General features: G+C 47.2%; 21 protein-coding genes. 10 read left to right on the top strand and 11 right to left on the bottom strand.

The genetic code is table 11. The annotated features are described in order from the left end of the window. Positions 1-86: 86 nt before the first annotated feature. The gene (locus tag LEUMU_RS0101185; protein WP_022950448.1) at positions 87-1,229 is read left to right on the top strand and encodes a TauD/TfdA family dioxygenase; all 1,143 of its coding nucleotides are present in this window, start codon (positions 87-89) and stop codon (positions 1,227-1,229) included. A gap of 2 nt (positions 1,230-1,231) precedes the next feature. Continuing rightward, the gene (locus LEUMU_RS0101180) at positions 1,232-1,981 is read left to right on the top strand and encodes a class II aldolase and adducin N-terminal domain-containing protein (RefSeq protein ID WP_022950447.1); all 750 of its coding nucleotides are present in this window, start codon (positions 1,232-1,234) and stop codon (positions 1,979-1,981) included. A gap of 73 nt (positions 1,982-2,054) precedes the next feature. Here LEUMU_RS0101180 and LEUMU_RS0101175 read toward each other — a convergent pair whose 3' ends face one another. The 4 genes from LEUMU_RS0101175 to lptM form a co-directional block, all read right to left on the bottom strand. Further along, on the bottom strand, positions 2,055-2,747 hold the full coding sequence (locus tag LEUMU_RS0101175; RefSeq protein WP_022950446.1) for a P-loop NTPase family protein: 693 nt from the start codon (positions 2,745-2,747) through the stop codon (positions 2,055-2,057). Positions 2,748-2,761: 14 nt separating this feature from the next. Next, positions 2,762-3,436, bottom strand: a complete 675-nt coding sequence (locus LEUMU_RS0101170; protein ID WP_022950445.1) for an alpha/beta hydrolase — start codon at positions 3,434-3,436, stop codon at positions 2,762-2,764. An 87-nt stretch (positions 3,437-3,523) separates the two neighbouring features. Next, positions 3,524-4,771: a diaminopimelate decarboxylase gene (lysA, locus tag LEUMU_RS0101165; protein ID WP_022950444.1), complete on the bottom strand. Its 1,248-nt coding sequence runs from the start codon at positions 4,769-4,771 to the stop codon at positions 3,524-3,526. After that, positions 4,771-4,929 (bottom strand): LPS translocon maturation chaperone LptM, encoded by a 159-nt coding sequence (gene lptM, locus LEUMU_RS28460; protein ID WP_022950443.1) that lies wholly within the window; start codon positions 4,927-4,929, stop codon positions 4,771-4,773. Before lptM ends, lysA begins: the two co-directional genes overlap by 1 nt. A gap of 117 nt (positions 4,930-5,046) precedes the next feature. Here lptM and hslV point away from each other — a divergent pair, with 117 nt between their 5' ends. The 5 genes from hslV to yidD all read left to right on the top strand — a co-directional run bounded on the left by hslV (position 5,047) and on the right by yidD (position 8,023). Continuing rightward, on the top strand, positions 5,047-5,580 hold the full coding sequence (gene hslV / locus LEUMU_RS0101155; RefSeq protein ID WP_022950442.1) for an ATP-dependent protease subunit HslV: 534 nt from the start codon (positions 5,047-5,049) through the stop codon (positions 5,578-5,580). Positions 5,581-5,593: 13 nt separating this feature from the next. Next, a complete protein-coding gene (hslU, locus tag LEUMU_RS0101150; RefSeq protein WP_022950441.1) occupies positions 5,594-6,928 on the top strand; it encodes an ATP-dependent protease ATPase subunit HslU in 1,335 nt (444 codons plus the stop codon). A gap of 71 nt (positions 6,929-6,999) precedes the next feature. Then, on the top strand, positions 7,000-7,365 hold the full coding sequence (locus tag LEUMU_RS0101145) for a gamma-butyrobetaine hydroxylase family protein (RefSeq protein WP_022950440.1): 366 nt from the start codon (positions 7,000-7,002) through the stop codon (positions 7,363-7,365). Positions 7,366-7,367: 2 nt separating this feature from the next. Beyond that, positions 7,368-7,796 carry a phosphoribosyl-AMP cyclohydrolase gene (hisI, locus tag LEUMU_RS0101140; RefSeq protein ID WP_022950439.1) on the top strand — a complete coding sequence of 143 codons (429 nt, stop codon included), beginning with the start codon at positions 7,368-7,370 and terminating at the stop codon, positions 7,794-7,796. Beyond that, complete coding sequence (gene yidD / locus LEUMU_RS0101135; protein ID WP_022950438.1) at positions 7,793-8,023, top strand: membrane protein insertion efficiency factor YidD; 231 nt, start codon at positions 7,793-7,795, stop codon at positions 8,021-8,023. The genes hisI and yidD overlap by 4 nt, the downstream gene beginning before the upstream one ends. 33 nt (positions 8,024-8,056) lie before the next feature. On the opposite strand, the gene LEUMU_RS0101130 is transcribed toward yidD, so the two are convergent. From LEUMU_RS0101130 to nadA, 3 genes are all read right to left on the bottom strand, one after another. Further along, positions 8,057-8,830 carry a hypothetical protein gene (locus tag LEUMU_RS0101130; protein WP_022950437.1) on the bottom strand — a complete coding sequence of 258 codons (774 nt, stop codon included), beginning with the start codon at positions 8,828-8,830 and terminating at the stop codon, positions 8,057-8,059. A 103-nt stretch (positions 8,831-8,933) separates the two neighbouring features. Further along, positions 8,934-11,405 (bottom strand): DOMON domain-containing protein, encoded by a 2,472-nt coding sequence (locus tag LEUMU_RS27635; RefSeq protein WP_022950436.1) that lies wholly within the window; start codon positions 11,403-11,405, stop codon positions 8,934-8,936. Positions 11,406-11,470: 65 nt separating this feature from the next. Further along, on the bottom strand, positions 11,471-12,547 hold the full coding sequence (gene nadA / locus LEUMU_RS0101120) for a quinolinate synthase NadA (protein ID WP_022950435.1): 1,077 nt from the start codon (positions 12,545-12,547) through the stop codon (positions 11,471-11,473). A 46-nt stretch (positions 12,548-12,593) separates the two neighbouring features. On the opposite strand from nadA, the gene polA reads away from it, so the two are divergent. Further along, positions 12,594-15,356, top strand: a complete 2,763-nt coding sequence (polA, locus tag LEUMU_RS0101115) for a DNA polymerase I (RefSeq protein ID WP_022950434.1) — start codon at positions 12,594-12,596, stop codon at positions 15,354-15,356. Between the two features lie 92 nt (positions 15,357-15,448). Continuing rightward, positions 15,449-16,984 carry an HNH endonuclease family protein gene (locus tag LEUMU_RS0101110; protein WP_022950433.1) on the top strand — a complete coding sequence of 512 codons (1,536 nt, stop codon included), beginning with the start codon at positions 15,449-15,451 and terminating at the stop codon, positions 16,982-16,984. Between the two features lie 88 nt (positions 16,985-17,072). On the opposite strand, the gene LEUMU_RS0101105 is transcribed toward LEUMU_RS0101110, so the two are convergent. The 3 genes from LEUMU_RS0101105 to LEUMU_RS0101095 form a co-directional block, all read right to left on the bottom strand. Then, the gene (locus LEUMU_RS0101105) at positions 17,073-17,291 is read right to left on the bottom strand and encodes a type II toxin-antitoxin system Phd/YefM family antitoxin (RefSeq protein WP_026744380.1); all 219 of its coding nucleotides are present in this window, start codon (positions 17,289-17,291) and stop codon (positions 17,073-17,075) included. Between the two features lie 87 nt (positions 17,292-17,378). Continuing rightward, complete coding sequence (locus LEUMU_RS0101100) at positions 17,379-17,681, bottom strand: type II toxin-antitoxin system RelE/ParE family toxin (protein WP_022950432.1); 303 nt, start codon at positions 17,679-17,681, stop codon at positions 17,379-17,381. Next, on the bottom strand, positions 17,681-17,974 hold the full coding sequence (locus LEUMU_RS0101095) for a hypothetical protein (RefSeq protein WP_022950431.1): 294 nt from the start codon (positions 17,972-17,974) through the stop codon (positions 17,681-17,683). The genes LEUMU_RS0101100 and LEUMU_RS0101095 overlap by 1 nt, the downstream gene beginning before the upstream one ends. A gap of 185 nt (positions 17,975-18,159) precedes the next feature. Here LEUMU_RS0101095 and LEUMU_RS0101090 point away from each other — a divergent pair, with 185 nt between their 5' ends. Continuing rightward, the gene (locus LEUMU_RS0101090) at positions 18,160-19,164 is read left to right on the top strand and encodes a zinc-binding alcohol dehydrogenase family protein (RefSeq protein ID WP_022950430.1); all 1,005 of its coding nucleotides are present in this window, start codon (positions 18,160-18,162) and stop codon (positions 19,162-19,164) included. A gap of 89 nt (positions 19,165-19,253) precedes the next feature. On the opposite strand, the gene LEUMU_RS0101085 is transcribed toward LEUMU_RS0101090, so the two are convergent. Next, positions 19,254-20,636, bottom strand: coding sequence for a phosphohexomutase domain-containing protein (locus LEUMU_RS0101085; protein WP_022950429.1), 1,383 nt, complete (start codon positions 20,634-20,636; stop codon positions 19,254-19,256). Positions 20,637-20,665 lie beyond the last annotated feature (29 nt).

Below are 20,665 nucleotides of genomic sequence, written 5' to 3'. Positions count from 1 at the left end.
TGCCATCACTTGGCAGCTTGGGTGTATCTCAAAATTCAGCTCAAGATTATCTTGGAATTTCCAAATTCCTGCTCGAGGTAATCCGCATGCTACAGCTTCATGATAACGGTCTGACCCTTTCCCTGCCCAATGCTGACGCAGCCTATTTTAACTATTACTGGCTGCGGGATAACTGCCCCAGCTCTTGGGATACCGATACGCAGGAACGAAGTTTCGACATTCTCGCCGAAGCCGACCACCTAAGGCCGCTTGAAATCAGTGATGACGCTGATCACCTATACCTCACTTGGCCAAGCGGTCACCAAAGCACTTACCACAAAGACTGGCTAAGCCAATGGCACACACCAAGCAGTGATAATGCACCCGGCCATGGCGATATTGCCATCCGAGCACGCCGCAGCTGGTACGCCGATCAATATGAGCAAATTGCCCGCTTTAGCTTTGATGACCTCATTACGCGCCCAGCCAAAGTCGCTGACTGGATTGAGGCGCTGCTTGATGAAGGCATTGCACTGATTACCGACATGCCAGATAGCGATGAAGGTTTGCAACAAGCCTGCGAGCTAATTGGTACCGTACGCCCCTCTTTTTCAGGTTACGCCTTTAATGTGCGCACCGAAGTAAAGCCCGTCAATCTCGCTTATACCGCCAGAGCATTGGAGTTGCATACCGATTTGCCCCCTGAAGAACTCGCTCCCGGTGTGCAATTTCTGCATTGCCGAGTCAATGACGCTGAAGGTGGCCAGAGCCTGTTTGTCGATGCCACCAGCGTTGCTAATGAGTTCCGCGAGCATTATCCTGACTACTTCAAACTACTGACCGAGACCAAAGTCCCCTTCCGCTACACCACCGACACGCAAGATGTTCGTGCCCGCCAGCGTATTATTGAACTCGATCCGGTCAACGGTGAAGTCAGTGGCATTAGTTTTAGCCAACATTTATCCGACATTTTCGATATGCCACAAACGTTTATGGATGAGTTTTATCCGGCATTTCGTAAATTTGGCCAAATGCTACAAGACCCTAAATACCTAATGCGCTTCAGGCTGAATGCTGGTGAATGCATTGTGTTTGATAACCATCGCATTGCACATGGTCGCGGCTCATTTATTGAAGGCAGTGGCGCGCGCCACCTACGCGGCTGTTATATTGATCGAGGCGAAATGCGTAGTACCTACCGGGCATTGCGCAAGGAATATCCTAACGTTACCGACACTCAAGAGGAATAAGCATGCCCACTTCACACTCACAAGACCCACACTGGCAACAACGCGTTGATTTAGCCGCCGCCTTTCGCAGTGCTGCACGGCTTAACCTCAACGAAGCCGTCGCTAATCACTTTTCCTTAGCGGTGAATGATGATGGTACTGAGTTTTTGATTAACCCTAATCAACGACACTTTGGGCTGATTAAGGCTAGCGAATTATTACTGTTGGATGCTAATGATCCGGATGTCTTAAAGCAGCCCAATGCGCCAGACCCAACCGCGTGGGGCTTACATGGCTCAGTACATCGCTACTGCCCACATGCGCGCTGCGTTATGCATGTGCATTCCATGTTTTCTACGGTATTAGCTTCACTGGCCGACAGTCGCTTACTGCCAATAGATCAAAATACTGCCACGTTTTACCAGCGCTATGTGATTGATGACAGCTTTGGGGGCTTGGCATTTGAAGCTGAGGGTGAGCGTTGTTCACGCTTGCTGGGTGATCCCAAAGTTAAGGTGATGATTATGGGTAATCACGGCCTGCTAGTACTTGGTGATAGCGTGGCGGACACCTTTAATCGCCTATATTACTTTGAGCGCTCCGCGGAAACCTATATTCGCGCGCTGCAAACAGGTCAGCCATTACGGGTGCTATCTCATGAAGTTGCAGAAAAAACGGCTAGCGAATTGGATGACTATCCCGACCAGTCGCAGCGCCACTTTGATGACCTGAAAACGCTGCTTGATCGTAGTGAGCCTGATTATAAGGAATAATACTTCAGGCTAAACTTCGTGGCTTGCTAACCAGCAAAAAAGTTTAGCAAGCCACGAATAATGATTTGAGCAACTAGAGCGCTTTATCCAACTCCGCATAAGCTTTACTCAACCAGACTTTAACTCGCTGGCGTTCCATCATACCCAGCGTTGGGCCTTTCACTTTATCCTTATTATTAGCCGCTGCCCACAAGCTCGCACCCGCCCGATCAATCTTGCGCATAGAGCCCGCATGCAAGCTCGGCAGATCCATCACACGTGCGCCCAGCGCCATCGCTCTGGCCTTAGCGTCCGACTCATCAAATAAGGAAAAATCACCGCCGCGCCCATGATTGCGGACTAAAATGTACTGAGGCCCTGCTCCATAGGTATCCAATACCTTTTCCAGCAAACGGACCGAATCAGTCCCATCATCCATCACATGCCATAGAGTAATTCCCACGCCAGCATCTTCACTGAAATCGACCAAACCAGATTCTGTAATCCAGCTATCCAGCGGACGCGCAGCCTGTGCCGCCAAATCAACAATCACATCACAGCCCGACTCAACGGCTGCTTCTGCGATTTGGTCAGCACTTTCAAACGAGGCAATATCAACCGCTTGGGTGTAATCACCGTAATAACGCACTAAAGCGCCATGCGATAAATCACCATCAAACGCCGTAAATGGTTTCTCTTTATCAATATGATATTGCGCCAGTACTCTGGCTAACACCGACTTACCTACACCACCTTTCTCACCACCGACAAAATGGATACGGGTCATTTCAGTTATTCCTCTTAGTCTGTTGAGTCCGTTAATACATCCCGAAACCACATCCCCATGTCCTGAATCTCAGAGGGGTGTACCGAATGTTCCATGGGATACGTTTTGGAAAGTACATCGAAGCCATGCTTTTCCAGTTTTGGCACATAGTCTTCCCACCATGCCACTGGAATCACCGGATCATACGTGCCATGCGCCGCAAATACCGGAATCTGATCATAGCCTTTTGGCAATTTCGACAACACTTCATCGGCAAAGGGAAAGTAGGTAGATAGTGCCATTAGGCCACCTAAACGCTTGGGATAACGCAATGCCGTATGCAGGGCAATTACACCACCTTGGGAGAAGCCAGCCATAATAATATTTTCAGGCTCGATGCCCAGCTGAATTTGCTCTTCGATCAGTTCATTAATCCAGCCCACCGTCGTCAGAATGTCGTCTTCACTGGCATTTTTACTGCGATCTAAAGAAATAATGTCATACCAAGCTGGCATCGTATAACCGTTATTCAGCGTGACTGGGCGAGATGGCGCATGCGGAAAAATAAAGCGCACGCCAATGCTTTTATCCAGCTTTAGCTCCGGCACGATCGGCACAAAGTCATTACCATCGGCACCCAAGCCATGTAACCAGATGACCGCATGACGAATGTCAGTACCCAGCTCGATTGTTTCGCGTTCCAATTTCATGAGTGTATTTTCCAACTGAAGGATTCTAATAGGTAGAAATGAGGATTTACAAAGCGGCAACGCGGGGTGCGCTGCCGCTGACTGTAGTTATGGCAGCAAAGACTCACCAGCAAATAACTCCTGAATCGTCTCGCGACGACGGATTTGATGCACTTGCTCGCCATCGATCAATACTTCACAAGCCCGAGGACGCGTGTTGTAGTTAGATGACATGCTAAAGCCATAAGCGCCTGAAGAGCGAATCGCAATCAAATCGCCTTGTTCCAGCGCCAACTCACGGTCTTTTCCAAGGAAATCGCCAGTTTCGCAAATTGGGCCAACGATGTCATACAAGCTGCTTTCAACCGCTGGTTCTTCCTTCACCGGAATAATCCGCTGCCATGCCTGATACAAAGATGGGCGCAATAAGTCATTCATCGCCGCATCAACAATCGCAAAGCTCTTGGTTTCGCCAGGTTTCAGGTATTCCACACGAGACACCAAAATTGCTGCATTCGCGACAATCGCACGGCCTGGCTCGATCACCACTTCGTAATCTTTCAGGCGCTCGTTTTCCATCATTTTCTGCATGTATTCAGCAGGCAATGGTGGGGTTTCTTCGTTGTAACGCACGCCCAGTCCACCTCCTAAATCAAGATGGCTAATGGTAATGCCTTTCTCTTTTAAGCGATCAGCCAGATCCAGTACGCGGTCCAGCGCATCTAAAAATGGAGATACTTCTGTCAACTGAGAACCGATATGACAATCAATTCCATCGACTTTGATATTTGGCATGCTTTCCGCACGCTCATACACCGCTTCAACGGTTTTAATATCAATGCCGAATTTATTTTCTTTCAAACCGGTAGAAATATACGGGTGAGTTTTCGCATCAACATCCGGATTAACCCGAATAGAGATCGCAGCAGCCTTACCCATTTCACGAGCAACGCTATTCAAACGGTCTAATTCAGCCTCAGATTCGATATTAAAGCAGCGAATACCGACTTCCAGTGCACGGCGCATTTCATCGTCACGCTTACCAACGCCTGAGAAAACCACTTTTCCAGGGTCTCCACCAGCCGCAATCACACGCTCCAGCTCGCCAACCGATACAATGTCGAAGCCTGAGCCTAAGCGGGCAAATAAATTCAGAATGGCTAAGTTAGAACACGCCTTTACCGAATAGCAGATCAGGTGGTCATGATCGCCAAAGGCATTATTAAAGGCATGCCAGTGGCGCTCCAAGGTCGCCCGTGAATAGATATAACAGGGTGTGCCATAGGTATTTGCAATGCCTTTGACCGACACATCTTCAGCGTAGAGCTGGCCTTGCTTATAATTAAAGTAATCCATTATTTTGTTTTCTGCTTATCTTGAGTGGTGTCAGCTGCTTTCGCTTTTGGCAGGTAAAGATCACCCTTTGTGCCACAGCCACTAAGTAATGAGACAAAAAACAGCCCCATTACCATGATTAAAAAAATCCGGTTTCCCCAGCAAACTTGCTTAAACATGGAAACTCCCCGCACTTTGTAAAGAGCGCAGTATACCGAATTTTTAAAGTTGCTTGAAATACGAACTGGTCACCCCAACATAATTTGCTTGAATTAAATCAAAAGCGGAGCTTATAAGTGGAGCAATATCGAGGAACAACGATCCTTTCGGTACGCCGGAATGGCAAAGTCGTAATTGGCGGAGACGGTCAAGTCTCATTGGGCAACACCGTCATGAAAGGAAACGCTCGCAAAGTTCGACGTTTACACGATGGTCAGGTCATTGCAGGCTTCGCAGGCGGTACCGCCGATGCCTTTACCCTGTTTGAGCGCTTTGAAGCCAAACTGGAGCAGTACAACGGTAACCTGACCCGTGCAGCCATTGAGCTAGCTAAAGACTGGCGAAGCGATCGCGCAATGCGCCGTCTGGAAGCCTTGTTGGCCGTCGCCGATAGCGAAACTTCATTAATCATTACCGGTAATGGGGATGTTATTGAGCCGGAAGATAATCTGATCGCCATTGGCTCTGGTGGCCCGTTTGCGCAATCAGCCGCGCGTGCGCTCTTGGACAATACTGATATGTCGGCCCGTGATATCGTGGAAAAAGGCTTAGGTATTGCAGCAGATATCTGTATCTACACCAATCACAACCGTACTATCGAAGAACTTTAAGGAATCCATCACCATGTCAATGACTCCTCGGGAAATCGTACAGGAACTCGACAAACATGTTGTCGGGCAACAGCAAGCCAAGCGCGCGGTAGCCATTGCGCTGCGTAATCGCTGGCGTCGGCAGCAGTTAGGCGAAGATTTGCGCCATGAAGTTACCCCTAAAAATATTCTGATGATCGGGCCTACCGGTGTCGGTAAAACCGAAATTGCACGCCGCTTAGCGAAACTGGCGAACGCGCCATTCATTAAAGTGGAAGCCACTAAATTTACCGAAGTGGGTTATGTCGGTAAGGAAGTTGACTCCATTATTCGTGATTTAGCGGATATTGCGATTAAGCTAACGCGTGAACAAGAAGTTGAAAAGCACAAATACCGTGCTGAAGATGCTGCAGAAGACCGCGTATTAGATATTCTGCTGCCTTCACCCAAGACAGAAACGACAGATGCTAGCTGGACTAGCGCTGAAACCACCGATAGTGCGACGCGTCAGAAATTCCGCAAGAAATTGCGCGAAGGCCAGTTAGACGACAAAGAGATCGAAATTGATGTCGCCCAAGCGGCGGCCAGTGTAGACATCATGGCACCACCGGGCATGGAAGATATGGCGAGCCAGTTACAAGGCATGTTCGCGAATATGGGTGCAGACAAAAAGCAAAAGCGCAAAGTGAAGATCAAAGAAGCGCTGAAGCTGTTGGCTGAAGAAGAAGCCCACAAGATGCTGAACAACGACGAAATCAAACAGATTGCGATTAAAAACGTTGAGCAAAACGGTATCGTCTTCTTGGATGAGATCGATAAAGTGGTTCGCAAAGGCCAATCAGGTGGAGCTGATGTATCACGTGAAGGCGTTCAGCGTGATTTACTACCATTAATCGAAGGCACTAGCGTAACGACTAAGCACGGTATTATCAAAACCGATCACATTCTGTTTATCGCATCCGGTGCGTTCCACTTAGCGAAGCCTTCTGATCTGATTCCGGAGCTGCAGGGTCGTTTACCGATTCGTGTTGAGTTAGAAGCTCTAACTGCAAAAGACTTTGAGCGTATTTTGGTTGAGCCTCACGCATCACTGACTGAGCAATATGTTGGCCTGCTGCAAACTGAAGGCGTTAATTTGACCTTCACTCAAGATGGTATTGAGCGCATTGCCAAGCATGCCTTTGATGTGAACTCCAGCACTGAGAACATCGGTGCGCGTCGTTTGCACACCATTGTTGAGCGTTTGCTGGAAGATGAGCTATATCGTGCGCCAGACTGTGAAGCTGAGGTTGTTGTTGACGGTAAGAAAGTTGATGATACGCTTGGCCCATTGGTTCAGGATGAAGATCTGTCTCGCTATATCTTGTAAGGTATAGCAAGGTCTCGCTCAAACCGACCTGTGGCTACACTACTCACCTCCATTGAACAGAGAAAACCGTTATGACACCAACCAATATCGCGCTGCATCAGAAATCACGGGTGCTGGAACTGACCTGGCCAGATAATGTAGTGCATCAATTGCCGTGTGAATATTTACGGGTTTACTCGCCTTCAGCGGAGGTGCGTGGCCACGGGCCGGGACAGGAAAAACTGCAACTGGGCAAAGAGTCGGTCAATATCACCGCCATTGAGCCCGTTGGTCGCTATGCAGTGAAATTAGTGTTTGATGATAAGCACGACAGCGGTTTGTATGACTGGAACTTGCTGCGCGACTTAGGCGATAACTATGAAGCCCACTGGGCAGACTATTTACGTCGCTGCGAAGAGGCCAATTACGTTCGTCAAACTGATGTACAGGTAAGCTAATAATGACTGATTCCACAACTCAAGCCGCTATTCCAAATGATACCTTTATCGAGCAATTTATCGCTCAGCTAACGTTTAACGAGGATGGATTGATTCCGGCGATTGCTCAACAGCATGATACCGGCGAAGTCTTGATGATGGCGTGGATGAATTCCACATCGATTGCTGAGACATTGAAGAATAACCGCGTGTGCTACTGGTCCCGTTCGCGTCAGTCTTTATGGCGCAAGGGTGAAAGCTCCGGTCAGGTGCAGTTGCTAAAAGGCTTCCGCATTGATTGCGATGCCGACACACTGCTATTAGAAGTTGATCAAACCGGTCCAGCGTGCCACACAGGCCGCCGCAGCTGTTTCTACCGAGTCGTGGAAGGCAACGAGCTAATCACAGACTCAGAGCCACTCATTGATCCTAAGACACTCTACGGAAAATGAAGCAGATTTTTCTCTGGTTAATCCGGGGTTATCAGTTATTTTTAAGTCCGGTGATTGGCGCGAACTGCCGCCATGAGCCGACTTGCTCACGTTATTCCTTTCAGGCAATTGAACGCTTTGGCGCTTTGAAAGGCTTATGGCTTACGGTGAAGCGGGTTGGCAAATGCCACCCTTGGGGAACTTGGGGCTACGATCCGGTTCCTGAGAAAAAAGAACCACATCAATAACCCCACTTTCTGAATTAGTCTAACAACTGGGTACTAGCGATAAACTTCAAGCTTTTTGAGTTTAGACATCGCGATCGGTACCTGTGCTAAGCCTTCCTTACGACGTAAAGTCACAATCAAATCACCACCCTGCACAGCTTCTAACTTACCGGATGAAATACGGCCGTCTTTCCACGAAGCACGCACCAACTTACCGACCGCACGACGTGCATTGAACACATTGATATCGCGATACTTAGCCGTTTTTAAAACAACCTCGTCTTGCTTGGCTAAGGCTTTTTGAGCCTCTTCCGGCAAGAAGTCTCTTGAGGAATAAACGGGCTCCAGCTCGATTTCATCTTCAACGACTGGCGCTTCGGTCACAATCAAATCAGCAGGCTTGCCCGTCACCATTGAGGTGATCTCTGCTTTGCCGTTGTGTAACACCACTCTAGCTGCGCTAAAGGTTTTCTCCAGAGGTAAGCCAAGCACTACCATTGCCACCACGGATAAAATTAAACCAATAAACACACCGGCAATATTGGTTGTGAGTGCACCGCCCCATGAGACTTGAGTAAATAGCACAAATGCTAGCGTTGAAAAGAACACCGGCATGGCAATTTGCAGAATCACAGTCAGCATTGGCTCAAGCGCCAACACATCCAACAGGATTAACGAGGCAATGCCAAAAATAATTCCAACCAACCAAGAGGTAAACACCCAAGGCATGCCCGGCTGACGCGCGTAAAGTTGTTTGGCAATATGACTAGTCAACCACAGAGTAATCAGGAATGTGACTATCAGAATTGGAAATGTGAGCATCTCCATACTAGGGACCTTATTGTTATTTTGATTAGTGTCCACAATTAAACAGGGTAAGTACTGACTTAGCAATACTTACCCGATAAGTGCAATTACACCTCAAACATCCCTACTCTTCGATCAGTGTTACCGTGGGTAAAATGAACTCAATTTCTGATTTAGTGTTGCCGAGTTTGGTTGCATCTTTCACTGCGGCAGTGAGCATTTTATGGTCTCCCGCCTTTTGAGAGGCACGCTCAGCCCAGTGTAAAGTGGCTTTCTTGCGATCTTTATCTACATCAGTAATTTGGATATCAAAGCCCATGCTATCGCCAACCTCAGGGACTTTAGAGAGCTTCTCCCAAGGAATCACTGCAGAGACTTTGTAACCATGCTCAACCTGCGTAAAGAACGGATTAAACTCCCCTGCTTCGCCGTACTTAAGTTCCAGTGACTTGGGCTCTTCTTCACCCAGTTTTACGGTTAGCTCAATGCCATCACCTGTTTCAACATGGCCATCTTCAACGGCGACGGCCAGATACAGATTGGTTTCATCCCAATACGCCTGCCATTTTGCCGCGATTTTGGAGACTTTCGATGGGTCTTTATTCGGCAAATACACCGGCCAGAAATCATTCATCGACCACAACACATCCGGTGAGCTGACTTTCTTTAACTCAACACCACTTTGCGCCGTGGCTGTATTCATCAATGAGGTCGCTTCCGGCCCTTTAATCCCAGCCTTTTGCTCCATATAACTTAGGATCGCATCGTACTTAGGCGCTTCGGAGCGAGACTGAGAAATGTATTCTTTAATCCCCCAGCTGCCGTACCAGCTATAAATACGTGGCGCGCTAAATTGAACAAACAGCCTGCCGCCGGCCTTTTCCCAGGCTTCCATGTATTTCTTGTAGAGGTCACCCATACGACGGTCACGATTGGCGGCATACAACAGTTCGTTATTGCCGTCATCTGCCTTACGGGTATTCCAATCCACCAAATGCTGACCACCTTCATAGGCAATCATATCGACATCAAATACCTCAGCCACTTTCGACTGCTGCTCCATTTGTCGCACACTGGCAGCAAAACCTTTCTTAGAGCGTCTGTTATTGATCGCTTTGAAAATATCATCAACATTTTTAGCGTTCTGAATTTCTTTAATTGTGGCACCGAAATATGGCGCGACGGCTAAAGCATCGGTCTTTTTATACGCATCGCGATAGGTCAACAAGGCATTCGACATACGAGGATTACTTGTCCATGCCCCCATTACCCGAATCAAGCGATCTGTACCACCAAAGGCCGCTTCCCAGATATCAAACACCTGCACACTGCGCAGTGAATGGTACTTGGTACGCGCCTTATTTTTGTCAGTATCCAAACCGAGTTTAAGGCCCTGATTAATCGCATAATCATGATGCACAAAGATTGGATTCCAGATTTCATTACTGTATTCAATATACGCTTTCAGACCCGGTTTCAGGCGCTCATTTACCATGTCGGCAAACTTACGAATATAGTCATCACTAGCCTGATACGGCATAGAGAACCACGCATCGGCATTCACTTTATTGGCAATATCAATCATCACCTCAACCGGCGCGCCCCGTGAATAAGTCCCTTCGCGCCCCCCCCAAGTGGCTTTTTCAGGCTTGTTGCGATCATCCCAATCAATCACTGGATTACGCGTCATGCCGCTCATATTCATAAAACGAATCACCTGAAAATCTTTAATAAAATTCAAGTAATCAGGGTTGTAGCGAATCAGCTCGTAATGAGAGGCAAATGATAAGTAAGCACCCGGCTTACAGGCACTTTCATCATCCACTCGAATGTAGGGGTTACCGTTACAAATACCGCCCGGCAATAGCACGCGAATATTGCGAATATAGTCTTTCTTATCGATCTCTTTAATCGCCAACGACGCATTTAGAATGCGATCAGGGCCGGCTTTGATTTCGATAATATCCATACCATCACGGTGCGCGACAAGGGATGCATCATTCCCATAGTGGATCGTGCCCTTACCATCGTATAGCACCGTGTAAAAGCCATCGGGAACGGTATTCACTGGCAAACGATTCAGGAATTTAGTTAGCGCCTGACCACCATGCAAATCAATTGGCCAGCCTTGAGCATCGTACTCAACGTCCTTTCCACTACCCCATGGCGTGGTTTCATAAAAAGGAATGGCGGATTTGAAAATATTGACGAACTGGACGCTGGAGGTATCTTCTTTCACATCGGCAGTGTTAATGCCCATGATGCGACTTGCGCGCTGAAAACCAGTTCGGTCTTCCTCGGTTGGAACCTCAGGAACCACCGGCTTATCTTCAGGAATAACAACAGGTGCCTGAGCGGTTTGAGTCGTGTCAGTGCCATCCTCATCGCGGTCGATAGCGCCAGAGCTTTGAGCATCCGTACCGGCAGTTGGCGTTTGACCAGCGGGCGCAGCACTTTGTTCTCCTGATTTACTGCTAGTGAAAATCGCGGCCTTGCCCGACATCACCGACTCTTTGTATAAATAATATGACAGTCCGGCAAAGCCGACCATGCCAACCAAACTCAGATAAAGCAGTAAATCTTTTGTGGAGCGCATGTATTTTATTCCATTAATTTTTCCAGCTGCCCGATTCCTTCAGGCAGCTGGTATTACTCTATTTTTTATTTTGAATCTAACTCGCCCGCAGCAAATGCCTTAGCAAAGTCCAGCATGCGTTGGGTTGAGCGTAATGCCTTTACACGAATTTCTTCGTCGACAAACACTTCGTTATCACCATTTTCCAGCACTGCTAACAAATTATCCAGCCCGTTCATCGCCATCCAAGGACAGTGCGCACAGCTTTTACAGGTCGCGCCAGTACCATTGGTTGGAGCTTCGATAAATTCCTTATCAGGAGCCGCCTTCTTCATTTTATAGAAGATGCCTTTATCGGTTGCCACAATGAATTGCTTGTTAGGCAGCTCTTTGGCCGCGGTGATGATTTGCGTGGTTGACCCCACTACATCCGCCAATGCAATGACATCGGTTGGCGACTCAGGATGCACTAAAACCGCCGCATCCGGATATTTCTCAATCAGCTCACCCAGCGCACGAGACTTAAACTCATCATGTACAATACAAGCACCCTGCCAGCGCACCATTTCAACTTGTGTAGCGCGCTGAATATAAGTACCCAAATGGCGATCGGGTGCCCATAAGATTTTCTTACCTTGATCAGCCAACCAAGAGACCAAATCCAAAGCAATACCGGAAGTCACCACATAATCAGCACGTGCTTTAACCGCCGCACTAGTATTGGCATACACCACCACCGTGTGCTCAGGATGCTCATCACAAAACTTGTCAAAGTCTTCAATTGGACAACTCAAATCCAGTGAACATTCCGCTTCCAGCGTCGGCATGATCACCCGCTTTTCCGGCGTCAGGATTTTCGCGGTCTCACCCATAAAACGAACCCCTGCTACCACTAAGGTTTTCGCAGGATGTTCATTACCAAATTTCGCCATATCGAGCGAGTCAGACACATAACCGCCGGTTTCTTCCGCCAGCTCTTGCAACTCCGCAGACACGTAATAGTGCGCGATTAATACGGCATTCTGCTCCTTAAGCAGTTTTTTAATCTTATTCTTAACCGCCTCTTTTTGTTCAGGCGAGTAAACCGGCCGCAGCGACTCAATCTTCGCTGTCGCAGGATAAATAATCTCTGGCAGAACAGGGGCTGTTACTTGGGTGGACATCGCTTATACTCACTCATATTATTTCCGGACATCATACCAACAAACCATGTCAGATAAAAATCCCCGCAAACCGCTTGTTCTCGTTGATGGATCATCCTATCTGTTTCGCGCCTTTTTTGGCCTACCCAACACCCTGACTAGCCCAGATGGTAGACAAACTAACGCAATTCATGGTGTGCTGAGTATGCTTGATAGCTTACGCAAAACCTATGAACCAGAACATATGGCCGTGGTGTTCGATGCCAAGGGAAAAACCTTCCGAAATGACCTGTTTCCGGAATACAAAGCCACTCGCCCGCCCATGCCGGAAGAGCTGCGCTATCAAATAGAGCCGCTGCACGAGATCATACTGGCGCAAGGTTATCCGATGTTAGTAATCCCCGATGTAGAAGCGGATGACGTCATTGGCACCCTGTCCGTTGGTTATGATGGCGACGTGATTATCTCCACTGGCGATAAAGACATGGCGCAACTGGTCAACGAGCGGGTTAGCCTGATCAATACCATGTCTAACAGCTTCCACGACATTCAGGGAGTCATCGACAAATACGGCGTGCGGCCTGATCAGATCAAAGACTACCTCACCCTGATGGGCGATAAAGTCGATAATATTCCAGGGGTTGATAAAGTAGGCCCAAAAACTGCAGTGAAGTGGTTGGCCGAGTACGGCACGCTTGAAAACATCATCGCCAATGCGGATAACTTCAAAGGCAAAGTCGGTGAATATTTACGCGAAGCCATCCCCCGCCTGCCGCTGTCTTACGAGCTGGTCACGATAAAATGTGATCTTGATCTAAGCTGCACGGGTGATTCACTGAGTTTCAGCAAAGAAAATACTGAGCGACTGGCTGAGCTGTATACCGAACTGGGCTTGCGCACGCGCTTAGCTCGCTTACAAGAAAGCAGCCCCGATATCATTACAACATTGGATGAGCCAGCCCCAATGGAAGGCGGCGTGCCTGCAGTTGAAATCATTGATGAAGTTGACTACCAATGCATTCTCACCGAAGCACAATTGGATGAGTGGGTTGAAAAAATCAGCACCGCTAAGTGGGTATCGTTTGATAGTGAAACCACCAGCCTGAATTATATTGATGCCCGTGTGGTTGGCCTATGCTTTTCAGTGACACCTGGTGAAGCCGCCTACTTGCCATTAGGTCACGATTATATTGATGTGCCTGAGCAGTTGGACTTTGATGCCACTTTGGCGCGCCTCAAGCCATTGCTGGAAGATCCAACGATACTTAAAGTCGGTCAAAATCTGAAATATGACCGCTCTGTGCTGCTAAATCATGGTATCGAGTTGCGCGGCATTGCACATGACACCATGTTGGAATCCTATGTATTGGACTCTGTGGCTAACCGTCACGATATGGATACGCTGTGCCTGAAACACTTAAATCATCAAACCATTAAGTTTGAAGACATTGCGGGCAAAGGCAAAAAACAGCTCACCTTCAACCAAATTACTTTGGAAGAAGCCACACCCTATGCTGCGGAAGATGCAGATGTGACCTTGCGTTTGCATCGCTTCTTTGCGCCACAAATTAAAGCGCTGAAAAACGATAAAGCACCCAATCAAGAAAAGCTGTATCGCGAAATTGAAATGCCACTGCTGAAGGTATTATCCGATATCGAACGCACCGGCGTTATGATCGATGCTGAGATGCTAGGCGTGCAAAGTAAAGAACTCACCACGCGCATGGCCGAGCTGGAAAAAGAGATTTATGCGCTGGCCGGTGAAGAGTTTAACCTTGGCTCACCCAAGCAAATTCAGGCGATTTTCTTTGATGAGGAAAAGCTGAATCTTCCCGTCATTCGTAAAACACCAAAAGGTCAGCCATCAACCGCAGAGGATGTGTTAAGTGAGCTGGCGCTGGAACATGAAGTACCGCGCTTGCTGTTGGAACATCGTGGATTGAGTAAGTTGAAATCGACGTATACCGACAAGCTGCCGCTGATGATTAATGACAGCACCGGACGCGTTCACACCTCTTATCAGCAAGCGATTGCCGCAACCGGACGCTTATCCTCAACTGATCCAAACTTACAAAATATTCCCGTCAGAAATGCGGAAGGCCGTCGTATTCGTCAGGCATTTGTGGCACCAAAGGGCCGTAGCATTCTCGCGGCCGATTACTCGCAAATCGAACTGCGGATTATGGCGCACCTGTCTGGTGACGAAGGCTTACTCAGCGCGTTCTCAGCGGGTAAAGATATTCATAAAGCGACCGCTGCAGAAATTTTTGGCGTGCCTCTGGAAGAAGTTGTTGTTGATCAACGTCGTGCAGCGAAAGCGGTTAACTTTGGTTTGATTTATGGCATGTCGGCCTTTGGCTTGGCCAAACAGCTGAGCGTGTCGCGCGGTGAAGCGCAGGAATATGTGAATCTGTATTTTGCCCGCTACCCCGGCGTGAAAGCGTATATGGAAGACACCCGCGAGAAGGCGAAAGAGCAAGGTTATGTTGAGACCTTATTTGGCCGTCGTTTGTACCTGCCAGAGATTAATTCTAAGAATGCCATGCGCCGCAATTATGCCGAGCGTACCGCGATCAATGCACCGATGCAGGGAACTGCGGCGGATATTATTAAACTAGCGATGATCTCAGTACATGACTGGCTGCGCGAAGGCACTACAAGCACCAAAATGATTATGCAGGTGCATGATGAATTGGTGTTTGAAGTAGCGGATGAAGAGCTGGAGTTGGTTAGAGGGATTGTGGTTGAGCGGATGACTAAGGCGGCGGAGTTGGCAGTGCCGCTGGTGGTGGATACTGGGGTTGGGGTTAATTGGGATGAGGCGCATTGATGCAGCTTCAACCAAGATAGACACTATCGATGAACACGCAGTCAATATGTGCTATTTTCACTCATTATTTTAATCTTCGGAAATAACCAGACATGCCAAGAGTTAACTTAGACGCCCTAATTCCCAGGGAAGACTTTGAGGTACTTAACAACAATACAAACCAACAGCTTGTTAACACCCTTAGTGCGGGTGCGCTTGCCAAAGGGCAGTTTCTCTATTCATCTCTTAGAAAACCGGACTTCCAGAGAGAAACTGCGGACTGGGACGAAGAAAAAATAAAGGACTTTATACATAGTTTTCTTAATGGAGATTTGATTCCATCAATCATTCTCTGGAGCGCAGGACAGTACACCTTTGTTATAGATGGAGCACATAGGCTAAGCGCTCTCATAGCATGGGTTAATAATGACTATGGCGACGGGCTAATTTCACAATCATTTTTTAACCATGACATAGATTCAGAGCAACTATCAATAGCCGTTAAAACCCGCAAACTAATAGAGCGTGAAATTGGTTCATACCAGAGTTTCCTTGACGCAGCAGCGAACCAAGAATTAGCTGCTCCGGAGAAACTCAAAACAGCACTCAAGTTGGGGATTCTATCCGTTAATATTCAGTGGGTTCAGGGCGACTCTGATAAAGCTCAAAAGTCTTTTTTTAAAATTAATGAAAAGTCTACCCCAATCAGTGAGACCGAAAAAGCTCTTCTCAAGGCACGTAAAACACCCTACGCAATAGCATCAAGAGCCATCATGCGTTCAGGGACTGGACATCAATATTGGTCAAAGTATCAAGATGAAATAGGTGATGAGATAATAAAGATTGCTAAAGAAATCAACGAATCTCTCTTCACACCAGAAACCAACGGCCCTGTTAAAACTTTGGATTTGCCACTAGCAGGCAAAAACTACTCACCAAGAACACTTCCTTTAATTTTTGATCTAGTGAAGCTATCAAACAATGCTTTAAAAAAAGAGGTCGGAGATGATCCTGATGGTAAAGCTACTATAAAATTCTTAAAAAATACTAACCGAATTATCAGGCGTTTCACTACGACACACCCATCGTCCTTAGGTCTTCATCCTGCGGTTTATTTCTACAGCGAAAAAGGGAGATATCAACCTACAGCTTTCCTTGCATGGATTGAGATAATCAAGGATTTTGAAAACAAGAATAGTTTTGATGACTTTATAAGAGCAAGAGCTACTTTTGAAACATATATCATCAATAGAAAGAACCTCACCAATCAAATCACGACCAAATACGGAAGTGCTCTAAAGGGATACCTTCATCTAAAGTCTCTCTACACAGATATTCTTGACCTAATATTGGACAACAAAACTGCGATGGAGGACATTGATAGTGCAATATCTGATAGCTACACATATCTCAAGATCAATGATAATGGGGAACTTCCGGGTACGAGCACATTTTCATCAAATTCTAAATCTGAAGTGTTCCTGAGGGATGCAGTTCAAAGTGCTCCGAGGTGTAAAATTTGCCAAGGGCTTGTTCATCTAAAATCAATTACAATTGACCATATTCAAAGAAAAGAAGACGGTGGCCTAGGAACTCCAAGCAATGGCCAATTAAGTCATCCGTATTGTAATTCAACGTATAAGAACTAAAGGGACTAGTTGGCCACCTATTGGGTGTTCATAGGAGCGACCGAGGGAGAGGTTACTCCCTCCTAATAGCTCTGGCTTACCAATTTCCTTACTCAAGACTTGCAATAGACGTCATCAAGCGCCGTGTATTCTTCGGGCTTCTCAAGAGATAAGCCGTTTCTTCAAGGTTGTGGTAGTCCTCCAGAGAAATCATGACCACAGTACTCTCCCCTTTTCGTGTGATGAGAACGGGTGAATGATCTTTGCAAACTTGCGCCATTGTTTTTGCGAGATTGTTGCGCACTGCGGTATAACTTAAACTTTTCATAATCAAATCCTGTACATATACACTTTTATGTACTTTGATAATATCAGTTAATCTCAGCTCAATAGGGCTACAGTGCAACTACACCCTTTATACCAACGAGGGGTCACTTCCGTAGTCCAAGGGCTTGCGACTCGGATGGTAAACCCGAAGCACGTAAAGCACGTTATCCTTAATATGGTAAGGAATTCGGTATTTATATGCTGGGGTTATCTTTTCCCAAACATCATCGCGAGGCGTTCTAAACCCTCTCGAAATACTACCCGGTATCTCTTTTACCGTTTTTTCAATATCAGAAACTACATTTTTAAAGCCACTCGGAGACAGTGGTTCAAGGTAGTCTCGCAACTCTTTCAAGTCTTGCTGTGCAGGCGCAGTAAAACGAATTTCCATTAGCCGGCCTTTTTAGGAGCTGGTTTCTTGGTTTCAAACGGTTGTTCGTTTTCTTCACCCCAAGTGTGCATCCATTCAAAAATTTCACTTGCGGCATAAGTTGGCTCTTTTTCGATAGACTCAACTGCGTTATCCAACTCTTTTAGATAATCCATGCGTGTCGCCAGAAACGCTTCAACTGCCTGATTAATAACATAAGACCGAGAGCGGTTTGTAAGCTTAGCAAACTCATTCAAACTGTTGCGGGTCTCTTCACTAAAGCGAACTGTCATTGGGGGAATTGTTGAGGCCATGATTACTTCCATCATTTAGGTACTTGAATACAGTGTATTCACCTGTATTCACCTGTCAAGAAAATAGTGTTCCGTATTGAGTACCCAGAACCCCGTATATCCGACACAGCCGTAGTGAATCCTTGCTACCCACACAGCTCCCACTATAATCAACCACCAAAGCTAAAACCTCCGAGGAAAAAATCATGAAAGCAATTGGTTACCAAAAGTCCCTACCAATCGATGCACCAAACGCGCTAATGGATATCGAGCTACCAAAGCCAGCCGCCAGCGGCAAAGATATCCTAGTCCGTGTTGAAGCGGTCTCAGTAAACCCGGTAGATGCCAAAGTCCGCATGCGTGCCGCCCCTGAAGGCGATGATTACAAAGTGCTGGGCTACGATGCAGCTGGCGTAGTGGAGTCCGTCGGCGAGGACGTCACCTTATTCAAAGCAGGCGATAAAGTTTGGTATGCCGGTGCGATTAACCGCTCCGGTTCAAATGCGGAATACCATCTGGTTGATGAGCGCATTGTGTCAAAAATGCCGGAGTCACTGAGTTTTACCGAGGCCGCAGCACTTCCTTTGACTTCAATTACTGCTTGGGAATTGTTATTCGATCGCCTCGGCCTGACGGAAGAAAGCACTGGCGAGCTATTAGTGATTGGCGCATCTGGCGGCGTGGGTTCTATCATGGTTCAGCTGGCTAAAAAGCTAACCAACCTAACCATTATCGGCACCGCGTCCCGACCTGAAACTCAGGAATGGGTTAAAAATATCGGCGCAGATCATGTGATTGATCACAGCAAGCCATTAGATTCTGAGTTAAAAGCGATTGGCTTTGATACGGTAAAATACATCGCCAGCCTGACTAATACTGATGATCACATGGCGGCCATTATCGAAGCGATTGCGCCACAAGGAAAAATGGCGCTGATCGATGATCCGACCGAGTTCAACATCATGCCATTTAAAGTCAAAAGTGTATCAGTGAACTGGGAACTGATGTTTACCCGCTCCCTATTCCAAACCGATGACATGATTGAACAGCACAAGCTGCTGGCGAATGTTGCCAAGATGGTTGACGCCGGTGATATCAAAACCACTCTGGCGAGCGACTTTGGCGCAATTAATACCGAGAACCTGATTAAGGCACATGCCCTGCTGGAGTCCGGCAAATCGAAAGGTAAAATTGTACTGACTGGATTTTAATTAAAAACGCCACCTTGGTCTACTTGTGATTCTTAAACCAGTTACAAGCAGATCAGGTGGCGTTATATAATGCAGTTTGGCGTACAGCTTTAACCCGCGTTTAGTCGCTCACTCAGCTCTGCAAGCTTGGCCTGCATCAAGGCTTCATCACCACGTGTTTCCAGATTTAAGCGGACAACCGGCTCCGTATTGGACGATCGCAGATTAAAGCGCCAGTCGCTAAACTCCAGACTAATCCCATCCGTCTCATCAATAACCAGTGCATCTTTTTCATAATGCGCTCGAATACCTGCAATGACAGTCTTCGGATCAGTTAATCGGAAATTAATTTCACCCGGTGAAGGGTAAGCCGCAATTCGCTCTGACACCATGTCAGAGAGTGGCTGACCTTTGACAGAGAGTAACTCAGTAACCAACAGCCAAGGAATCATGCCGCTGTCGCAATAGGCAAAGTCACGGAAGTAATGGTGTGCACTCATCTCGCCACCATAAATCGCATCTTCTGACCGCATCCGCTCTTTGATAAATGCATGGCCTGTTTTGCACAGAATAGGCTGTCCACCATTAGACTCAACAACTTCAATCGTATTCCAGGTCAGACGTGGATCATGAATAATTTTCGCCCCAGGATTTTTCTGCAAAAAGGCCTCTGCCAGCAAACCAACAATATAGTAGCCTTCGATGAACTCACCCTTTTCATCGAATAAGAAACAGCGATCAAAATCACCATCCCAGGCAATTCCCATATCCGCACCATGCTCAATTACGGCTTGGCGAGTATCTTCACGACATTCCTGCAATAGAGGATTAGGAATACCGTTCGGGAAGTTTCCATCTGCTTCGTGGTGTACCTTGATAAAAGTGACTGGAACGCCTAATTTTGCAAAGGACTTTTCAATAGCATCAACGACATGACCCGCTGCACCATTTCCTGAGTTGACCACCAACTTCAATGGCTTAATTGCTTTAGGGTCAATATAGCTTAGCAAGTGATCAACGTAGGCCGCTTCGCAAGACTGCTTAACCAACGTACCACGCTCAGCAACAGGAGGCTTATCAGACAATGTTTCATCTTCTGCCATCAACTGGATATCCCTTAGGCCGGTATCACCACTGATTGGTCGGGAGCCTTCACAGACCAATTTCATACCGTTGTAATCCATTGGGTTATGACTGGCAGTGACTTCAACGCCACCCGCAACCTTGAGGTGCGAAGTTGCAAAATAAATCTCTTCCGTACCGGTCATGCCAAGGTCAATAACGTCAATGCCAGAGTCCATTAAACCATTGGCTAGCGCTGCTTTGAGGCTTTCTGACGTCAATCGAATATCACCGCCAACCACGACTTGCTTTTTACCTGCTGGCAACCATTCACCATAGGCACGGCCAATACGGTAAGCAATATCGTCATTCAACTCTGTACCCAATTGTCCGCGGATGTCATAGGCTTTAAAGCAGCTCAGTTTTTGCATAGTCTCTTCTCTCTGGAGGGCTAAAATTT

It is taken from the genome of Leucothrix mucor DSM 2157, from assembly GCF_000419525.1.
Classification (GTDB): domain Bacteria; phylum Pseudomonadota; class Gammaproteobacteria; order Thiotrichales; family Thiotrichaceae; genus Leucothrix; species Leucothrix mucor.
Note: the sequence above shows the minus strand (reverse complement) of the source record. Positions and strands in the feature narration are given on the sequence as shown.